The sequence below is a fragment of the Ancylobacter aquaticus genome (genome assembly GCF_004339465.1).
Classification (GTDB): Bacteria; Pseudomonadota; Alphaproteobacteria; order Rhizobiales; family Xanthobacteraceae; genus Ancylobacter; species Ancylobacter aquaticus.
The window spans coordinates 361,997-377,445 of the sequence record NZ_SMFY01000003.1; the positions used below are offsets into that span (position 1 = coordinate 361,997).

Sequence of the window (15,449 nt, forward strand, 5' to 3'; positions counted from 1 at the left end):
GTAAGGCCGGCCTCGGAGCACGCAGGCGCGCGCCACCGCTTCCACACGTCCCGTGCGGGCAGGTTCTGCGTCCTTCGAGGCCCGGCGGTGCCGGGCACCCCAGGTGGACGAAGGCGCTGCTCGACGGAATCGGGTGGCGCGGTGCCCCGGGAAGGACTAGAACGCCGCTCCATCCTGCAGGAGCGTGCCATGTCCGCGTCGAGCCCCGTCCACCGCACCGGGCTTGCCACGGCGCTCGCCGGGCCGCTGCCCATGGCCCCGTCCGACTGGGCGGCGCTGGCGCTGCTGGGCGTGATCTGGGGCGGGTCCTTTTTCTTTGGCAAGGTGGCGATCGCGGAGATTCCCCCGCTGACCATGGTGCTGACGCGCGTCGCCATCGGGGCCCTGGCGCTCTGGATCATCGCCCGGGCGCGCGGCGTCCACATGCCGCTGAACCGGCGGCTGGCGGCCGAGTTCATGGTGCTGGCGGTCATCGCCAACATCATTCCGTTCGGGCTCATCGCCTGGTCGCAGCAGCATCTGCCGAGTGGGCTGTCCTCCATCCTCAACGCGGCGACGCCGCTGTTCACCGTGCTGGTGGCGCAGGCCTTCACCCATGACGAGAAGTTCACCGCCGGCAAGCTGGTTGGGGTGAGCCTGGGTTTTCTCGGCGTGGCCGTCATGATGGGGCCGGCGCTGCTCGGCCAGCTCGGCGGGCACGAACTGCCGGCGCAGCTCGCTGCCATCGGCGCCACCGTTTCCTATGGCTTCGCCGCGGTCTATTCCCGGCGCTTCCGCCATTTGCCGCCGCTCGGCATCGCCATGGCGCAGCTGGCGACGTCGAGCCTGCTGCTGCTGCCGCTGGTGGCGCTGATCGAACAGCCCTGGCACCTGCCGGCGCCCTCGCTGCCGGTGGTCGGTGCGCTGCTCGGGCTCGGCGTGCTCTCCACCGGGCTGGCCTATATCCTGTATTTCCGCATTGTCGGCCGCAACGGCGCGACCAACATCTCGCTGGTGACGTTCCTGGTGCCGGTGAGCGCCATCCTGCTCGGCGCGCTGGTGCTGGGCGAGGCGCTGGAGCCGCGCGAATTCGCCGGCTTCGCCATCATCGCGCTGGGGCTGGCGGCGATTGACGGGCGGCCGGCGCGGTGGGTGAGGGGGAAGATGGGGTAGGGGGCGATCGGAGGAGGACGTGGATGGCCGGTCACGCCCGGCCATGAGGTGTAAGGGCACCCTTCTGCGTCCTTCGAGGCCCGGCGGTAACGGGCACCTCAGGATGACGGGAACGACCTTCTCAGCGTGCCGGCGTGCCCCGCCTCTACCGCGTCGGCACCGGCTTTTCGCCGCGGTAATCGTAGAAGCCGCGCTGGGTCTTGCGCCCTAACCAGCCGGCTTCGACATATTTCACCAGCAGCGGGCAGGGGCGGTACTTGGAATCGGCCAACCCCTCATGCAGCACCTGCATGATGGAGAGGCAGGTATCAAGTCCGATGAAATCCGCAAGCTGGAGCGGCCCCATCGGGTGGTTGGCGCCCAGGCGCATGGCGGTATCGATGGAGTCCACCGAGCCGACGCCCTCATAGAGCGTGTAGATCGCCTCGTTGATCATCGGCAGCAGGATGCGGTTGACCATGAAGGCGGGGAAATCCTCCGCCACCGCATAGGTCTTGCCCAGCCTTGTGATGAAACCCTTGGACAGCTCGAAGGTCTCGTCCTCGGTGGCGATGCCGCGCACCAGTTCCACCAGCTGCATCAGTGGCACCGGATTCATGAAGTGAATGCCGATGAAGCGCTCCGGCCGGTCGGTGGAGGCGGCGAGGCGGGTGATGGAGATGGACGAGGTGTTGGTGGCGAGGATCGCCTCCGGCTTCAGGAACGGGCAGATGGAGTTGAAGATGCGGCGCTTGATCTCTTCCTTCTCCACCGCCGCCTCGATGAGGAGGTCGACATCGGAGAGGTCGGAAGGCTGGTCAGTGCCGTGGATGCGGGAGAGCGCGGCCTTCTTCTCGTCCTCGGCGTAGAGCCCCTTGGAGACCTGCCGCGACATGTTGCCGTTGATGGTGGCAAGGCCGGATTTGATGCGGTCGGCTTCGAGGTCGTTCAGCACCACGTCATAGCCGGCGAGCGCGCACACATGCGCGATCCCGTTGCCCATCTGGCCGGCACCGATGATGCCGATGCGCTTGATCTCGAAAGCCATTGCCACGTCCGTTCTGCCCCTGCGGAGGGCGGCAGTATAGTGTCCCGTCAGGCTTTTGCCTTAGCTATTTCGGCCTGAAGCGCCGGCACGATCTCGAACAGGTCGCCGACCAGCCCGTAATCCGCAACCTGGAAGATTGGCGCGTCCTCGTCCTTGTTGATCGCGACGATGACCTTCGAATCCTTCATGCCGGCAAGGTGCTGGATGGCGCCGGAAATGCCGAGCGCGACATAAAGGTCCGGCGCCACCACCTTGCCGGTCTGGCCGACCTGCCAGTCGTTCGGGGCGTAGCCGGCATCGACCGCGGCGCGCGAGGCACCCACCGCCGCGCCCAGCGCGTCGGCGAGCGGCTCGACAATGGCGTGGAAGTTTTCCGCCGAACCGAGCGCCCTTCCGCCGGAGACGATGATGCGGGCGGCGGAAAGGTCCGGGCGGGCGCTGGCGGCGATCTCCTCGCTGACGAAGCTGGCGCCGCTTGTAGGCGCGGCAGCGTCGAGGGCGCGGATCGGTGCCGCGTTGCCCTCGCCGGCGGCGGCGAAGGAGGCCGTGCGGATGGTGAGCACGCGGGTGGCGTCGGTGGCGCGCACCCGCTGGATGGCGTTGCCGGCATAGATCGGCCGGTCGAAAATATCCGGAGCGACGACGGCGATGACGTCGGACACCTGCATCGCGTCGAGGAGGGCGGCGATGCGTGGCATCACGCTCTTGCCGGTGGCGGTGGACGGGGCGACGAGCGCGCCATAGCCCGATGCCAGCGCGACGGCGAGGGCTGCCACCGGCTCGGCAAGGCGGTGGGCGAGGGCGGGACTGTCGGCGAGCAGGACTTCCGCGACGCCGTCGAGCTTCGCGGCGGCTTCGGCCGCCGCGCGGGCGTTTTCTCCCGCGACCAGCACATGCACCGGGGCGCCGAGGGCGAGCGCGGCGGTGAGCGCCCTCGCGGTGACAGGGTTGAGGCTCACATCGTCATGTTCGGCAAGCAGCAGGGTGGGAAGGGTGTCGGCCATCGTCAGAGCACTCCCGCCGTCTTGAGGTGAGCGACCAGCTCGGCCGCCGAGGCCACCTTGATGCCGCCGGTGCGGCCCGAGGGCTCGGAGGTGGAGAGGATTTCCAGCCGGGGCGCGAGGTCGACGCCGAGCGCGGCGGCGGTCTTTTCCTCGATCGGCTTCTTCTTCGCCTTCATGATGTTGGGCAGCGAGGCATAGCGCGGCTCGTTGAGGCGCAGATCGGTGGTCAGCACCGCCGGCAGCGCCAGACGCAGCGTCTGCAGGCCGCCGTCGATCTCGCGGGTCACGTCCACCGTGCCCTCGCCGACCACCACCTTCGAGGCGAAGGTCGCCTGCGGCCAGCCGAGCAGGGCGGCGAGCATCTGGCCGGTCTGGTTGCAATCGTCGTCGATGGCCTGCTTGCCGAGGATGACGAGGGAAGGACCCTCGGCGGCGATGATGGCCTTGAGCAGCTTGGCGACGGTGAGCGGCTCGATGCCGGCCTCGTCGGTCTTCACCCAGATGCCGCGATCGGCGCCCATGGCGAGCGCGGTGCGGATGGTCTCGTCGGTCTTCACCGGGCCAATGGAGACGGCGATGACCTCGCTGGCGACGCCGGCCTCGCGCAGGCGCAACGCTTCCTCGACGGCGATCTCGTCGAACGGGTTCATCGACATCTTGATATTGGCCAATTCGACTCCGGAGCCGTCGGCCTTGACCCGGATCTTGACGTTGTAGTCGACCACCCGCTTCACGGGCACGAGGATCTTCATCACCTGTCTCCCCCTCGGGCAAGGTGCGAGACCTTGCCTCTGGCAGCCGCGTTGAGGCAGGCGGCGCCGCTGCGCAGGGCCGCGCAAGAAGCCGGAGAGGGGCGCTTGAGGGCGGAGCGTGGAGGGCGGGAGCGGCCTGCGAAAATCGCCGGCAAACTATGGTCCGGCCCCGGCACTGTCAACGCTCACCACGGCGTGCACGACGCCCGATCACACCGGCGATCACACGGGCGGGCGCCCGTCCGGCGTGCCGTCGCGGGTCATCACCCACAGCGGCACGCCCGGCCGCCGCAGGAACACGATGAGCACAGCGCCGGCCAGAAGCCCGACGATATGGGCCCACCACGCGGTTTCCTCGTCGCCGGACATGAACAGGCTCCAAAGCTGGACGCCGATCCATGCGCCGAGCGGCAGGATGGCAGGCACCCGCAGCGGCACGCGCAAAAACATCAGCACCCAGATCCGCACATTGGGGTGCAGCATGAGATAGGCGCCGACCAGCCCGGAAATTCCCGCCGAGGCGCCGACCAGCGGCGAGGCCGAATCGGGCACGGCAAGCGCATGGGCAAGGCCCCCGGCGACACCGCACAGCACATAAAACAGCAGGAAGCGGGCATGGCCGAGCGCGTCCTCTACATTGTCGCCGAACACCCAGAGGAAGGCCATGTTGCCGGCCAGATGCAGCCAGCCGCCATGCAGGAACATGTAGGTAACCAGCGTCAGCTCGGCCGGCAGGCGGACATATTCATCCGGCAGCACGGCCGCATGCGTGACCACGGCGGGAATGGCGCCGAAGCCGAAGGCGGAAGGAATGTCGATCTCGGCGCGGTAGCCATGCTGCACCAGCAGGAACACCAGCACGTTCACCGCGATCAGCGCCCAGGTGACATAGGCATGGGTGATCCCCTCCAGCGGGTTGTCGTCGTTGAAGGGGATGAGCATGGGGAACAGCGAATCTCGGAAGCGATGCGGCGCGCGACGCGGCGCCACATTGCCGCTTCGCGGACGAAAACGCCACCGCGCCGGCGCTTAACGCGCGGCGAGACCGAGCTGTTGCAGCGACGGCCGGGCCGCCATGTGGGCCCACCACGCGGCGAGCCCGGGATGCGCTGCCAGCAACGCGGCGCCTTCCGGCGCCTGCCTGACATAGTCGATCATCGGCGCGAGATGGAGATCGGCAAGGCTGAGCTGGGGGCCGGCAAGGAACGGCGCCCCGGCCATGAGGGCCTCGATGGCGGCCAGACACAGCCGGGCCTCGTCAAGCGCGCCGACGAGGCGGGCCTCGTCGCTCGGCTCGCCGTGCGCGGGTTTCTCCACCCGCTCGACATAGACGCCCCAGACCAGCGCCCGATAGGCGTAGGAATCGGCGATGCTGATGATCTGGTTGGCGCGCGCCCGTGCCCTCGCGTCGTCGGGCAAGAGAGGAGGGCCCGCTAAGGCCTCATTGACATAGCGGGTGATGGCGCCGGTCTCATAGAGACGGAAGCCGTCATGCTCGAACGCCGGAATCCGGCCGAAGGGGTGGCGCTCGCGATAACCGGGCGGCAGGCCCTCCGGCGCGAAAGGATCGACCGGCACCAATTCGTGGTCGACGCCCTTCTCGATCAGCGTCAGGCGGACGATGCGGACATAGACGCTGTCCGGCGTGCCGAAGACACGGGGCCGCGCGGCCGGCGCGTCGTCCGGGGCGGTCACTCCCGCCCCGCCGCCGGCACCCAGAGCACGTCGCCGGTGTTCTCCCCGCCGGACTCGCCCTCGGCCGCCGCGCGGGCATTGGCGACGCGGCTCATGACGAAGAGCAGGTCGGAGAGCCGGTTGAGATATTTCACCGCTTCCGCGGTGACGAATTCGCCCAGCGTCGTGGAAAGCTCGACCGTCATCCGCTCGGCGCGGCGGCAGACGGTGCGGGCGACGTGCAGATGCGCCGCCGCCGGGGTGCCGGCCGGCAGCACGAAGGAGCGCAGCGGCTTGAGGCTTGAATTGAGCGTGTCGATGTCGCGCTCCAGCCGGTCGACCTGCGAGGCGACGATGCGCAGCGGGATGTAGCCGAGATCCTCGCCGGTTTCCGGCGTGGCGAGGTCGGCGCCGAGATCGAACAGGTCGTTCTGGATGCGCGCCAGTATCGCCTCCATGTCCGCCAGCGCCGGCTCGGCGCGCGTGTGCAGCCGGGCGACGCCGATCGTCGCGTTGGTCTCGTCCACCGTGCCATAGGCGGCCACGCGCAGATCATATTTCGGCCGCCGCTCGCCGGTGCCGAGCGCCGTGGTGCCGTCGTCGCCGGTGCGGGTGTAGATGCGGTTCAGCACGACCATGGAAACCCTCTCAGCCCTGATTCATCAGGATGATGGTGAGCAGCACGAAGCACAGCGCCACGGCCTGCAGCAGAACGCGCCACTGCATCAGCTTCTGCGAGCGCTCGGGCGGGCCGCCGCGTGCCATGTTGGCAAGGCCGAGCACCAGCACCAGCGCCACCGAGCCGAGGGCGATGGGCAGGACGATGAATTTGGCGATGGTGACGAGGTCCATCGGGGTCTCCGGCAGCGCCCTGGGAACGCTGGATGGGCGAATTCTCAATTCAGGACGACAATGGCAGCGTTCAGGGCGGTGGCATAGGACACCCACGCCAGATAGGGAACCAGCAACCACGCGGCGATGCGGTCGATGCGCGTGCAGGCCCAGATCGTGGCCGCAATGGCGAGCCAAAGCGCCATCACCACGATGAGGGCCGCGCCCGGCGCCTCCAGCCCGAAGAACAGCGGCGACCACAGGGCGTTGAGCGCCAGCTGCGCCAGCCACAGGCCGATGGCCAGCCGGCGCGCCGGGGCAGGCGCGTGCAATTGCCACAGCCGCCAGAGCGCCACCGCCATCAGCACGTAGAGAATCGTCCAGGCGATGGGGAACGCCGAATCGGGCGGGGTCCAGGAGGGTTTGGCGAGCCCGGCATACCAAGTGGGAATCTGCGGCGCGGTGACGAGCGATCCGACCGCGCCGACGGCGAGGCAGAGGCCGACGGCGAGGACGAGGCGGAAGAAGGACAGGGTCTTCATGGGGCACCTTCCAGGCTCGTGGCCGGCGTCAAATCGGTGTCAGGCAGGCGGCACGCGCGGACAGGCGCGCGGTCCGTGTTCGGCAATACGCGCGGAACGGCCATCGGTTCACCCGGGCTGGCCGGCGGCGTGGGTGGGGCCCGGGTGCGGGCGCGGCGCCCGGTCGGCCAGATTGCGGAAGGCGGCAGAGGCGCCGTCCAGCCGGGCGGTCCATTCCGGGTCCGGGCGCTGGCCGGCGATGGCGATGTCATAGGCCTGCAACAGCGCGGCGATCGACAGTGGCTCTATCAGCGCCGCCTTCAGCGCCCAGGCGGCAACGAGGGCGAAGACGACGCCGAAGCCGGTGAGCCCGCCCGGCAGCGCATAGGCGAGGCCGATCGCCGGGCCGAGCAGGAACAGGAAGAGGACCGCCGCCGCCGCATATTCAAACAGCGCGATCCAGATGGCGTTGCGGAGCATGGGGCCGGCATTCTGGGCGTAGAGCACAAGCCCGTCGCGTGCCGCCGCGGCGGGGGACGCTTCGCCATGGCGGATGATGTAGGCGAGGATGATCTCGTCGACGAGGCCGAGCGCCACCTTCAGCACTCCATTGACGAAGGCGTTCAGCGAGCGGAAGCCGGGTATCCAGCCGGTGAGCAGGTTGAGCAGGCCGACAAGGGCCCGCACCACGCCGCGAATGAGCAGGTCGAGGGCGAAGAGCAGGTTCACCTCAAGAAAGCGCGCCCGCACCGTGGCGAGCGCATAGGCGATCTGCGCCCGCCCGCCCGGCAGTGCGCGGCCCTGCAGCAGCGCATCCATCGCGGCGACATGGCCGGCCTTTACGAGATAGACGAGATATTGCCGCACCCACCACAGCACGCCGCAGACGAGGCAGAGGCCGGCGACCGCGCCGATCAGTGCCCCCGTGAGCGGCCCGTCGCCGGCGAAGGCGAGGCCGATTGTGAAGCCCGTGCCCGCGCCCAGTCCGGTGCCGAGCACGAAGCCGGAGGCGATGGCGGCATAGACGACGAGGCGCAGCAGCACGAACGGCCAGGTGCGCAGCACCAGCGAGAGCGTGGTCGCAATCGAGAAATCCCACATGCCCGCCCCCCGGCGTCCGGCAAAACCCCGCCGCCGGGGGTGCCGGCGGCGGGGCAGGGTAGTCCGCTTTTACCTCAAGGGAAATCGGGGCCCGCTCAGGCCGCCAGATGCTTCTCGATCTCGTGGATCGGCAGCTTGACCATGTCGCGGTCAACTTCGGCGGCGACGATGTCCTGCACGCCCTTGGACAGATGCGGGCGCAGCGCGCCAAGCGCGCGCGGGGCGGCGACGATGACCATCGACTTGACCTCGCCGGCCGTCACGGCGGCATCGAGGCGGGCGGCAAGCTGGCGCATGAAGGCGCGCTCGCCCTCTTCCTGCCAGTCGGTCGGCTCCACCGAGGAGCGCGCCGAGCCCACCGACTGATGCACCCGGCCCGGCTGGTCGGTGCCCTGCTCGCGGGTCGGCGGGTTGTCCTGCTCATGCACCTCATGGGAACGGAGATTGGGGAAAAGGGCGTCTCCCTTGTTGCACAGGATCAGTGCCTTGCGCCCGTCGCACACGACGACCCACGCGCCTTCCTCGATCTTCATCTTGTCGTAGCTGGTGCTCATGCGAGCCTCCTTGCCGTCTCGAACCCACTGCGCCAATAGGCGCCCGAAACGCGCCCGGGCGCCTTGACCAAGGTCAAGCCGCGGGAGAGGGGGAGGTTCCGCCGGGAGCACGTGCCGATCGGCGTGCGATGCGAAGGAATCGCGCTCAGAAGCGCCCTTCCCGGGCGCGGCGGATCGAGGCGTTGAGTTCGCCGCCATACACGAAGATCGAGGCGGTGGTGTAGAGAAAGACCAGCGCGATCATCACCGACGCGAGGCCCGCATAGGTGGTGACATAATTGCCGGCGAATTCGGAGAGGTAGCGGCCGAAGGCGGCGCCGGCGGCCAGCCATAGGCCGAGCGTCACCAAGATGCCCGGCGCGACCTCGGCCATGGTACGTCGGCCGGCCGGCAGCCACATATGCGCCACCACCAGCGCCACGATCAGGATGACCGAGGTCGCGGCGTAGCGCAGGAAGGTGATGACCCAGCCGAACGGCTCCAGCGCCGGCACGTAGCGCACGGCGGCGAGCCACAGCACCGGGCCCAGCACGACGAGGAAGGACAGCGCCAGCAGGCCGGCGGCGCCGACGACGACATAGCCGATGGATTCGAGGCGCAGCCAGTACCAGGAGCGCGCCTCGCGCATGCCATAGGCGCGGTTGAGGCCGATGCGCAGGCTTTCGATGCCGTTCGAGGAGAAATAGATCGCCAGCACCACACCGATGGTCAGCACGTCGGTGCGGACCTGGGTGAGCACGTTGCGGATTTCGCGGCCGATGGGGTCGGCCACCTGCGCCGGCCAGGCCTCCAGCATCAGCTGTACCGTCTCATCCGCAAGGTTCTTGAAATCGAAGAACGCGGCGAGGGCGGTGACGAAGATGAGGAACGGGAACAGCGACATGAGCGCGGAAAGCGCGATGTGGCTGGCAATCGCCCAGCCATCATCCTCGACGAAGCGCCAGAAGGCGTCCCAGGCAATGTCGAAGGCGCGAAACAAGAGCGGCGGTCTCCTCGCGGATGCGGCTCGGCGGCGGGATTGTCGCCGTGACATCGGATGCTTGGGGGCAAATGGCAAGTCGCAAATGCGAATCCCGCCGGCGCAATATGGTAAAGAGCGCGGCACTTACCATTTCGCTTTGGTGCCCGGATGCCCGCCTGTGCTAGACAGGGCGCCCGCTTTCACCACCCCCGACCAACTTGATGGGTGACGCCATGACCGCCTCCTCCGCCCTGCGCGACGCTTCCGCCACCGAGACCCGCCTCGGTGCCCCGGCGCCGCGTGAGCAGGCGGAAGTGGCAGAGGATGTGGCGGCGCTGATGGCCGCGATCGGCACGCGTGCCCGCGCCGCCGCCCGCGTGCTGGCGCTCGCCCCGGCCGCGACCAAGGCCGCCGGGCTGATGGAAGCTGCGCGCGCGATCCGCGCCCACGCCGCAGCCATCCTCGCCGCCAACGCGCAGGACGTGGCGGCTGCGCAGGCCGCCGGCATCAGCCCGTCCATGCTCGACCGCCTGACCCTCAATGCCGCGCGGCTGGAGGGCACCGCCCGCGCGGTGGAGGAGATCGCCGAACTGGCCGATCCCGTCGGCAAGGTGACGGAAAGCTGGGAACGACCCAACGGGCTGCGGCTGGAGCGCGTACGCACGCCGCTCGGCGTGATCGGCGTGATCTATGAGAGCCGGCCCAACGTAACCGCCGATGCCGGCGCCCTGTGCCTCAAGGCGGGCAATGCGGTGATCCTGCGCGGCGGCTCCGACAGCTTCAATTCCTCGCGCGCGATCCATGCCGCCATGGTGGAGGGGCTCGCCAGCGCGGGCCTGCCGCCCGACGCTATCCAGTTAGTGCCGACCCGCGACCGCGCGGCGGTGGGCGAACTGCTCGCCGGGCTCGGCGGCACTGTCGACGTGATCGTGCCGCGCGGGGGAAAAAGCCTCGTCGCCCGGGTGCAGGCGGAGGCGCGGGTGCCTGTCTTCGCGCATCTGGAAGGGCTGGTGCACATCTATGTCGACAAGGGCGCCGACCTTGGCAAGGCACTCGCCATCGTGAAGAACGCCAAGCTGCGGCGCACCAGCGTGTGCGGGGCGGCGGAGACGCTGCTGGTTGACCGCGCCGATGCCAGCCGCCTGCTGGCCCCGCTCGTCGCCATGCTGCTCGATGAGGGCTGCGCCGTGCGCGGCGACGCCGACACACAGGCCGCCGATGCGCGGGTGACGCCGGCCACCGACGAGGACTGGCGCACCGAATATCTCGATGCCGTCATCTCGGTGAAGCTGGTGGACGGTGTGGGCGCGGCCATCGACCATATCGAGTCCCATGGCTCGCACCACACCGACGCCATCCTCACCGAGGATGCGGACGTGGCCGAGCGGTTCCTCAACGAGGTCGATTCCGCCATCGTGGTGCACAACGCCTCGACCCAGTTCGCCGATGGCGGCGAATTCGGCTTCGGCGGCGAGATCGGCATCGCCACGGGCCGCATGCACGCACGCGGGCCGGTGGGCGCCGAACAGCTGACCTCGTTCAAATACCGCGTGCGCGGCACCGGCCAGATCCGGCCGTGACATGCCCTCTTTGAGCTGCCGCGCTTTTGCTCCCTCTCCCCGACGGGGCGAGGGCCGGGGTGAGGGGGCGTTGGGGCCGGGATGACGGATCGCCGTTTACCCCCACCCGGCGGGTTCCGCGCCAACCTCTCCGAGGCGGAGAGGGGCGAGGCGGCGATGCCGCCGCCCTTCACCCGCATGCCGCCGCTGGCGCCCGGCATGCGGATCGGGCTCTATGGAGGCAGCTTCAACCCGGCGCATGAGGCACACCGCGCCGCCAGCCTGCTGGCGCTGAAAAAGCTGCGGCTCGACCGCGTGTGGTGGCTGGTGACGCCCGGCAACCCGCTGAAGGACAATCGCGCGCTACCCCCGCTGGACCGGCGGCTGCAACAGGCTCGCGCCGTCGCCGCCCATCCCGCGCTGCTGCCGACCGGGCTGGAGGCGGGGCTTGGCACCCGCTTCAGCCACGACACGGTGGCCGCGCTGGTGCGGCGCTATCCCTCTGTGCATTTCGTCTGGCTGATGGGGGCGGACAACCTCGCCTCGTTCCACCGCTGGCAGCACTGGCGCGCCATTGCCGGGCTCGTGCCGATGGCCATTATCGACCGCCCCGGCTGCACCTTCCCCGCCATGGCCAGCCCCGCCGCCACCGCGCTCGCCCGCTGGCGGCTGCCGGAGCGCGAGGCCGGGGCGCTCCCGCTGATGCGCCCCCCGGCCTGGGTGTTCCTGCACGGGCTCAAATCGCCGGTGTCGTCGACGCGAATCCGGGAGGCGGGCGAGGGGTGAGCGCGGGAGGGCGGTGCTGCGCCCCGCCTCGACCTTTCCCGAATCGTCTCACGCCGAAGCGCCGCCCGCCGGCAGCACCACGACGCGGGTTCCGACAGGAACGCGCCGATAGAGGTCGATGATGTCCTGGTTGAGCAGCCGGACGCAGCCCGACGAGACCATGGTTCCGATGGTCCAGGGTTCCACCGTGCCGTGAAGCCGGTAATAGGTGTCGCGGCCGTCGCGGTAGAGATAGAGCGCGCGTGGGCCCAGCGGGTTGCCGCTGCCGCCGGGAAGCCCCTCGCGCAGCGGGCCGTACCGTTCCGGCTCGCGCCTGATCATGTCGGGGGTGGGCCGCCAGCCCGGCCATTCCGCCTTGCGCGCGATGATCGCCTCGCCACGGAAGTTGAAGCCTTCCTCCTTGCCGACACCTATGCCGTAGCGCAGCGCCCGCCCGCCCTCCAGGACGAGATAGGCATAGCGGGCGGCGGGGTCGACGACGATGGTGCCCGGCTGTTCGCGGGTGGGATAGCTCACCTCGCGGCGCAGGAATTCCGGCGCGACCTGATCCGGCTCGATCGCCGGAATCGGAAACGGCTCGGTGTCGACGGGCGCGTACATCGACAGAAAGGGTGAGCCGAACGTCGATGCGGCGCTTTCCGGCCGGGGCCGATCCGCCCTTGTGCACGCCGCCAGTGCGAATGGCAGCCCCGCCAGGGCCACCCGTCTCGTGATTCTCATCCGTCTTCCCATCCTGCCCGAAACGGCGCGGATGAAGACAGCTGGCGAGCACCACGTCTATTGGTTATGGTGGAATGAGCATCATAGCCGTTGGATATGGAATGGACCTCGCCGTCGCCCTGCGCGCTTTCATTCGCACCGTCGAGCGCGGCTCCGTCACCGCCGCCGCGCGGGATCTCGGCATCTCGCAACCCGCCGTGACTAAGCATGTGCGCAATCTCGAACGCCATGTCGGTGCCCGGCTGCTGGAGCGCTCGTCCCGCGTCGTGCGGCCCACCGCGCATGGGCAGGCGCTCTATGAGGGCAGCCACGAGGCGCTGATCACCATCGACGCGGCGCTGGAAGGCGTCCGCCGCGACATGGGCGCGATCGAGGGCCATCTGCGCCTTCATGCCCCCACCTGCATCGGCGCCAAGCATGTCCATGGCATCGTGATGGCGTTCCAGCGCCAGCACCCGGCGGTGGCGGTGGACCTGATCCTGGAGAACCGCGACATCGACCTGATCTACGAGAATTTCGACCTGGCGCTGCGCTATGGCCGCCCTTCCGGCCAGAACCTCATCATCCGCCATCTCGGCTGGATCGAGCGCATTCTGGTGGCCGCGCCGGCCTATATCGCGCGCTGCGGCCCTGTCGAGGATCTCGACCAGCTCTCGCAGGCCGGCGTCATCGTCGGGGCGCGGCTGCCGGCGCCGCGCGACCTGCTCTCGCTGCGCCACAGCAATGGCGACACGATGGAGGTGCCGGTCAACCCGGTGCTGCGCACCAACAGTGCCGAAGTCATCGCCTCCACGCTGGTCTCCGGCCATGCCGCCGGCCCGGTGCAGCGGCTGCTGGTTGCCGACGAACTGGCGGATGGCCGCCTCATTCGCATCTTGCCCGCTTACGAGGTCAAGCCGACGGAGGCGTTCCTCGCCTATCCCTCCGTCCGGTTCATGCGCCCGGTGGTGCGCGCCTTCACCGATTTCGCCGTGCCGGCGCTGCGCGCGATCGAGGGCCTTGATGTCCGGTACGAGGCGGAGACATCGGTGGCCGACGTCGTGAGCGAGAGCTACGTCGCGCCTCAGCTAGCCGAGCCGATGACGCCCTCGATGAGATAGTCCGTGCGCTGCAATTCGTTGGCATAGGGGCCATAGGTCGTGCCCGCCGGCACTCTTTCCTTGCCCTTATTGTCCCGGATCGGGCCGACGAAGATGGGTTGGCCGCGCGTCATCGCGGCGATCGCCTCCCGCGCCGCCGTTCTCGCCACGGGCGTTGCGCCGGCGCCGAAGGGGCTGGAGCGCACCATGCCCTTGTCATAGCCGCCAACAGTGAATTTCGGCAGCGCCTCGCCGCGCCGCACGGCTTGGACGAAGGTGGCGAACAGATCGGCCCAGTGATAGTCCGCGCCGGTGATGTAGCCCTTCGGTGCCAGCGGGTTCTGGTTGAAGGCGTGGCCGCAGGTCTTCACCCCGCGCGCCTCCGCCGTCTCGATGGCCACTTTCGGCGCGTCGAGATGGCAGGTGATGACGTCGCAGCCGGCATCTACCAGAGCATTGGTCGTCGCCGCGTCATGCACTTCGTCCTCCCAGCCGCCGGTGAACAGCACCCGCACGCTCGCCTGCGGGTTGCTGGCGCGGGCGCCCAGCAGAAAGGAATTGATGTTGAGCAGCACGGGCGCGACGGGCAGGCCGGCGACGAAGCCGAGCATGTTCGTGCGCGTGCACAGGCCGGCGGCGACGCCGTTGACATAATGCCCCTGATTGATGAGCGCGTTCTGGCTGCCGACATTGGCCGGCGTTGCGTCGTCTTCCAGCGCGGAAGTCTGCCGGAACAGCACCGACGGGTGCCGCAGCGCCGCCGCCCACAGAAACGGGTCATGGCCGAACGAGGTGGAGAGCACCAGCCGGGCACCGTCCGCCACCAGCCCGTCCAGCGCCTGCGCATAGGCGCGGGTCTCAGCATCGTAGCGGCCGCTGTCGTAGTCGGTGCTTTCGGGGAGATAGCCGGCCTCAACCACCGTGACGCCGGCCGCCTCCAGCGCCGCCCCGGCGGCGGCGAAGGACTGGTTCCAGCCCCAGTCGTCCCAGGGGCCGATGGCGACGAGCCCCACGGTGAAGCTCTCCGCCCGTGCAGCGCCCGGCCACAAAGCGGGCGCAAGGCCCGTCGCCGCCAGCGTGAGGCCCTTGACGATCTGGCGGCGGGTGGGCGAGGGGCCGGGCATGGGGCACATCCGCGGGGAGGGCGCCGGGACTATGGTTTCGAGTGTCAGGTATTGGGTATCAGGGATTGGGCATCAGGGATTGGGGTGCAGCGGCCGGCAGTTCAGCGCCACGGTCTTCATGGTGCGGCCGGCTTTTCCATCGCAGCCGAGCCGGACATGGTTGGTGAAGGGCGGATCGAGGAAATACTCGAAGTCGTCGGGGTCGTCGTGCTCGATCAGCCGGTAGAGCTTGTAGGGGTTGCCGTCGCAGATCAGTTGCTCGCTGTCGACGAACAGCGCGGCGGGAAGCACCACGACGTGCTCCACCTCCGGGTTCGCCGGGCACCATTTCGCGGTGAGCTCGGCCATGCTGCCCGCCTGGATGATGAGGGCGTCGGGGCCAAACGCGGGCGGCGCGGTCTGCGCAGAGCCCGGGCCGGACAGCGCGAGCAGCGCGGCGAGGGCCGCCGCCATTCCCGGCAGGGCGAGACGATTCATCGGGGGCGATCCTCTCGGCCGGCCATCGGCGCAACGTACCGCCCGATCTTTGCGCCAACTTGCTGCGGGAGGCCAGAGCTAGAAAGGGGTCGGGGAGGGTAAGTGTGAACCGGGCAGGGCGCGACGC

Annotated in this window: 18 protein-coding genes; 4 read left to right on the forward strand and 14 right to left on the reverse strand. The window is 69.1% G+C overall.

Features of this window, described 5'->3' with window-relative positions; translation table 11 throughout:
• Nucleotides 1-189 precede the first annotated feature (189 nt).
• Entirely contained in the window at nucleotides 190-1,152 is a 963-nt protein-coding gene (locus EV667_RS17650) for a DMT family transporter (RefSeq protein WP_131836651.1), read from the forward strand.
• A gap of 145 nt (nucleotides 1,153-1,297) precedes the next feature.
• On the opposite strand, the gene EV667_RS17655 is transcribed toward EV667_RS17650, so the two are convergent.
• The 11 genes from EV667_RS17655 to EV667_RS17705 form a co-directional block, all read right to left on the reverse strand.
• The gene (locus EV667_RS17655; RefSeq protein WP_131836652.1) at nucleotides 1,298-2,179 is read right to left on the reverse strand and encodes a 3-hydroxybutyryl-CoA dehydrogenase; all 882 of its coding nucleotides are present in this window, start codon (nucleotides 2,177-2,179) and stop codon (nucleotides 1,298-1,300) included.
• A 47-nt stretch (nucleotides 2,180-2,226) separates the two neighbouring features.
• The gene (locus EV667_RS17660) at nucleotides 2,227-3,183 is read right to left on the reverse strand and encodes an electron transfer flavoprotein subunit alpha/FixB family protein (protein ID WP_131836653.1); all 957 of its coding nucleotides are present in this window, start codon (nucleotides 3,181-3,183) and stop codon (nucleotides 2,227-2,229) included.
• A gap of 2 nt (nucleotides 3,184-3,185) precedes the next feature.
• On the reverse strand, nucleotides 3,186-3,935 hold the full coding sequence (locus tag EV667_RS17665) for an electron transfer flavoprotein subunit beta/FixA family protein (protein ID WP_131836654.1): 750 nt from the start codon (nucleotides 3,933-3,935) through the stop codon (nucleotides 3,186-3,188).
• Between the two features lie 222 nt (nucleotides 3,936-4,157).
• The gene (locus EV667_RS17670) at nucleotides 4,158-4,877 is read right to left on the reverse strand and encodes a rhomboid family intramembrane serine protease (RefSeq protein ID WP_131836655.1); all 720 of its coding nucleotides are present in this window, start codon (nucleotides 4,875-4,877) and stop codon (nucleotides 4,158-4,160) included.
• An 87-nt stretch (nucleotides 4,878-4,964) separates the two neighbouring features.
• Nucleotides 4,965-5,630, reverse strand: coding sequence for a glutathione S-transferase family protein (locus EV667_RS17675; RefSeq protein ID WP_165901642.1), 666 nt, complete (start codon nucleotides 5,628-5,630; stop codon nucleotides 4,965-4,967).
• Entirely contained in the window at nucleotides 5,627-6,247 is a 621-nt protein-coding gene (locus EV667_RS17680; RefSeq protein WP_131836657.1) for a cob(I)yrinic acid a,c-diamide adenosyltransferase, read from the reverse strand. The genes EV667_RS17675 and EV667_RS17680 overlap by 4 nt, the downstream gene beginning before the upstream one ends.
• Before the next feature lie 10 nt (nucleotides 6,248-6,257).
• Entirely contained in the window at nucleotides 6,258-6,461 is a 204-nt protein-coding gene (locus tag EV667_RS17685) for a twin transmembrane helix small protein (RefSeq protein ID WP_131836658.1), read from the reverse strand.
• 44 nt (nucleotides 6,462-6,505) lie between these two features.
• On the reverse strand, nucleotides 6,506-6,982 hold the full coding sequence (locus tag EV667_RS17690) for a TspO/MBR family protein (RefSeq protein ID WP_131836659.1): 477 nt from the start codon (nucleotides 6,980-6,982) through the stop codon (nucleotides 6,506-6,508).
• Between the two features lie 108 nt (nucleotides 6,983-7,090).
• Nucleotides 7,091-8,062 (reverse strand): hypothetical protein, encoded by a 972-nt coding sequence (locus EV667_RS17695; protein ID WP_131836660.1) that lies wholly within the window; start codon nucleotides 8,060-8,062, stop codon nucleotides 7,091-7,093.
• Between the two features lie 95 nt (nucleotides 8,063-8,157).
• Entirely contained in the window at nucleotides 8,158-8,616 is a 459-nt protein-coding gene (locus EV667_RS17700) for a baeRF12 domain-containing protein (protein ID WP_131836661.1), read from the reverse strand.
• A 145-nt stretch (nucleotides 8,617-8,761) separates the two neighbouring features.
• Nucleotides 8,762-9,595 (reverse strand): YihY/virulence factor BrkB family protein, encoded by an 834-nt coding sequence (locus tag EV667_RS17705; protein ID WP_131836662.1) that lies wholly within the window; start codon nucleotides 9,593-9,595, stop codon nucleotides 8,762-8,764.
• A gap of 203 nt (nucleotides 9,596-9,798) precedes the next feature.
• Between EV667_RS17705 and EV667_RS17710 the strand changes: the two genes are divergently transcribed.
• Together EV667_RS17710 and EV667_RS17715 are read left to right on the forward strand one after the other, a co-directional pair.
• Entirely contained in the window at nucleotides 9,799-11,157 is a 1,359-nt protein-coding gene (locus tag EV667_RS17710; RefSeq protein WP_131836663.1) for a glutamate-5-semialdehyde dehydrogenase, read from the forward strand.
• Between the two features lie 156 nt (nucleotides 11,158-11,313).
• Nucleotides 11,314-11,922: a nicotinate-nucleotide adenylyltransferase gene (locus tag EV667_RS17715; RefSeq protein ID WP_131836839.1), complete on the forward strand. Its 609-nt coding sequence runs from the start codon at nucleotides 11,314-11,316 to the stop codon at nucleotides 11,920-11,922.
• A 48-nt stretch (nucleotides 11,923-11,970) separates the two neighbouring features.
• On the opposite strand, the gene EV667_RS17720 is transcribed toward EV667_RS17715, so the two are convergent.
• Nucleotides 11,971-12,522 (reverse strand): L,D-transpeptidase, encoded by a 552-nt coding sequence (locus EV667_RS17720; RefSeq protein ID WP_342636727.1) that lies wholly within the window; start codon nucleotides 12,520-12,522, stop codon nucleotides 11,971-11,973.
• Between the two features lie 221 nt (nucleotides 12,523-12,743).
• On the opposite strand from EV667_RS17720, the gene EV667_RS17725 reads away from it, so the two are divergent.
• Complete coding sequence (locus EV667_RS17725; protein WP_131836665.1) at nucleotides 12,744-13,742, forward strand: LysR family transcriptional regulator; 999 nt, start codon at nucleotides 12,744-12,746, stop codon at nucleotides 13,740-13,742.
• On the opposite strand, the gene EV667_RS17730 is transcribed toward EV667_RS17725, so the two are convergent.
• Nucleotides 13,706-14,845 carry a BMP family ABC transporter substrate-binding protein gene (locus tag EV667_RS17730; protein ID WP_131836666.1) on the reverse strand — a complete coding sequence of 380 codons (1,140 nt, stop codon included), beginning with the start codon at nucleotides 14,843-14,845 and terminating at the stop codon, nucleotides 13,706-13,708. The genes EV667_RS17725 and EV667_RS17730 overlap by 37 nt on opposite strands.
• 72 nt (nucleotides 14,846-14,917) lie before the next feature.
• Nucleotides 14,918-15,322 (reverse strand): hypothetical protein, encoded by a 405-nt coding sequence (locus EV667_RS17735; protein WP_131836667.1) that lies wholly within the window; start codon nucleotides 15,320-15,322, stop codon nucleotides 14,918-14,920.
• Between the last annotated feature and the right edge of the window lie 127 nt (nucleotides 15,323-15,449).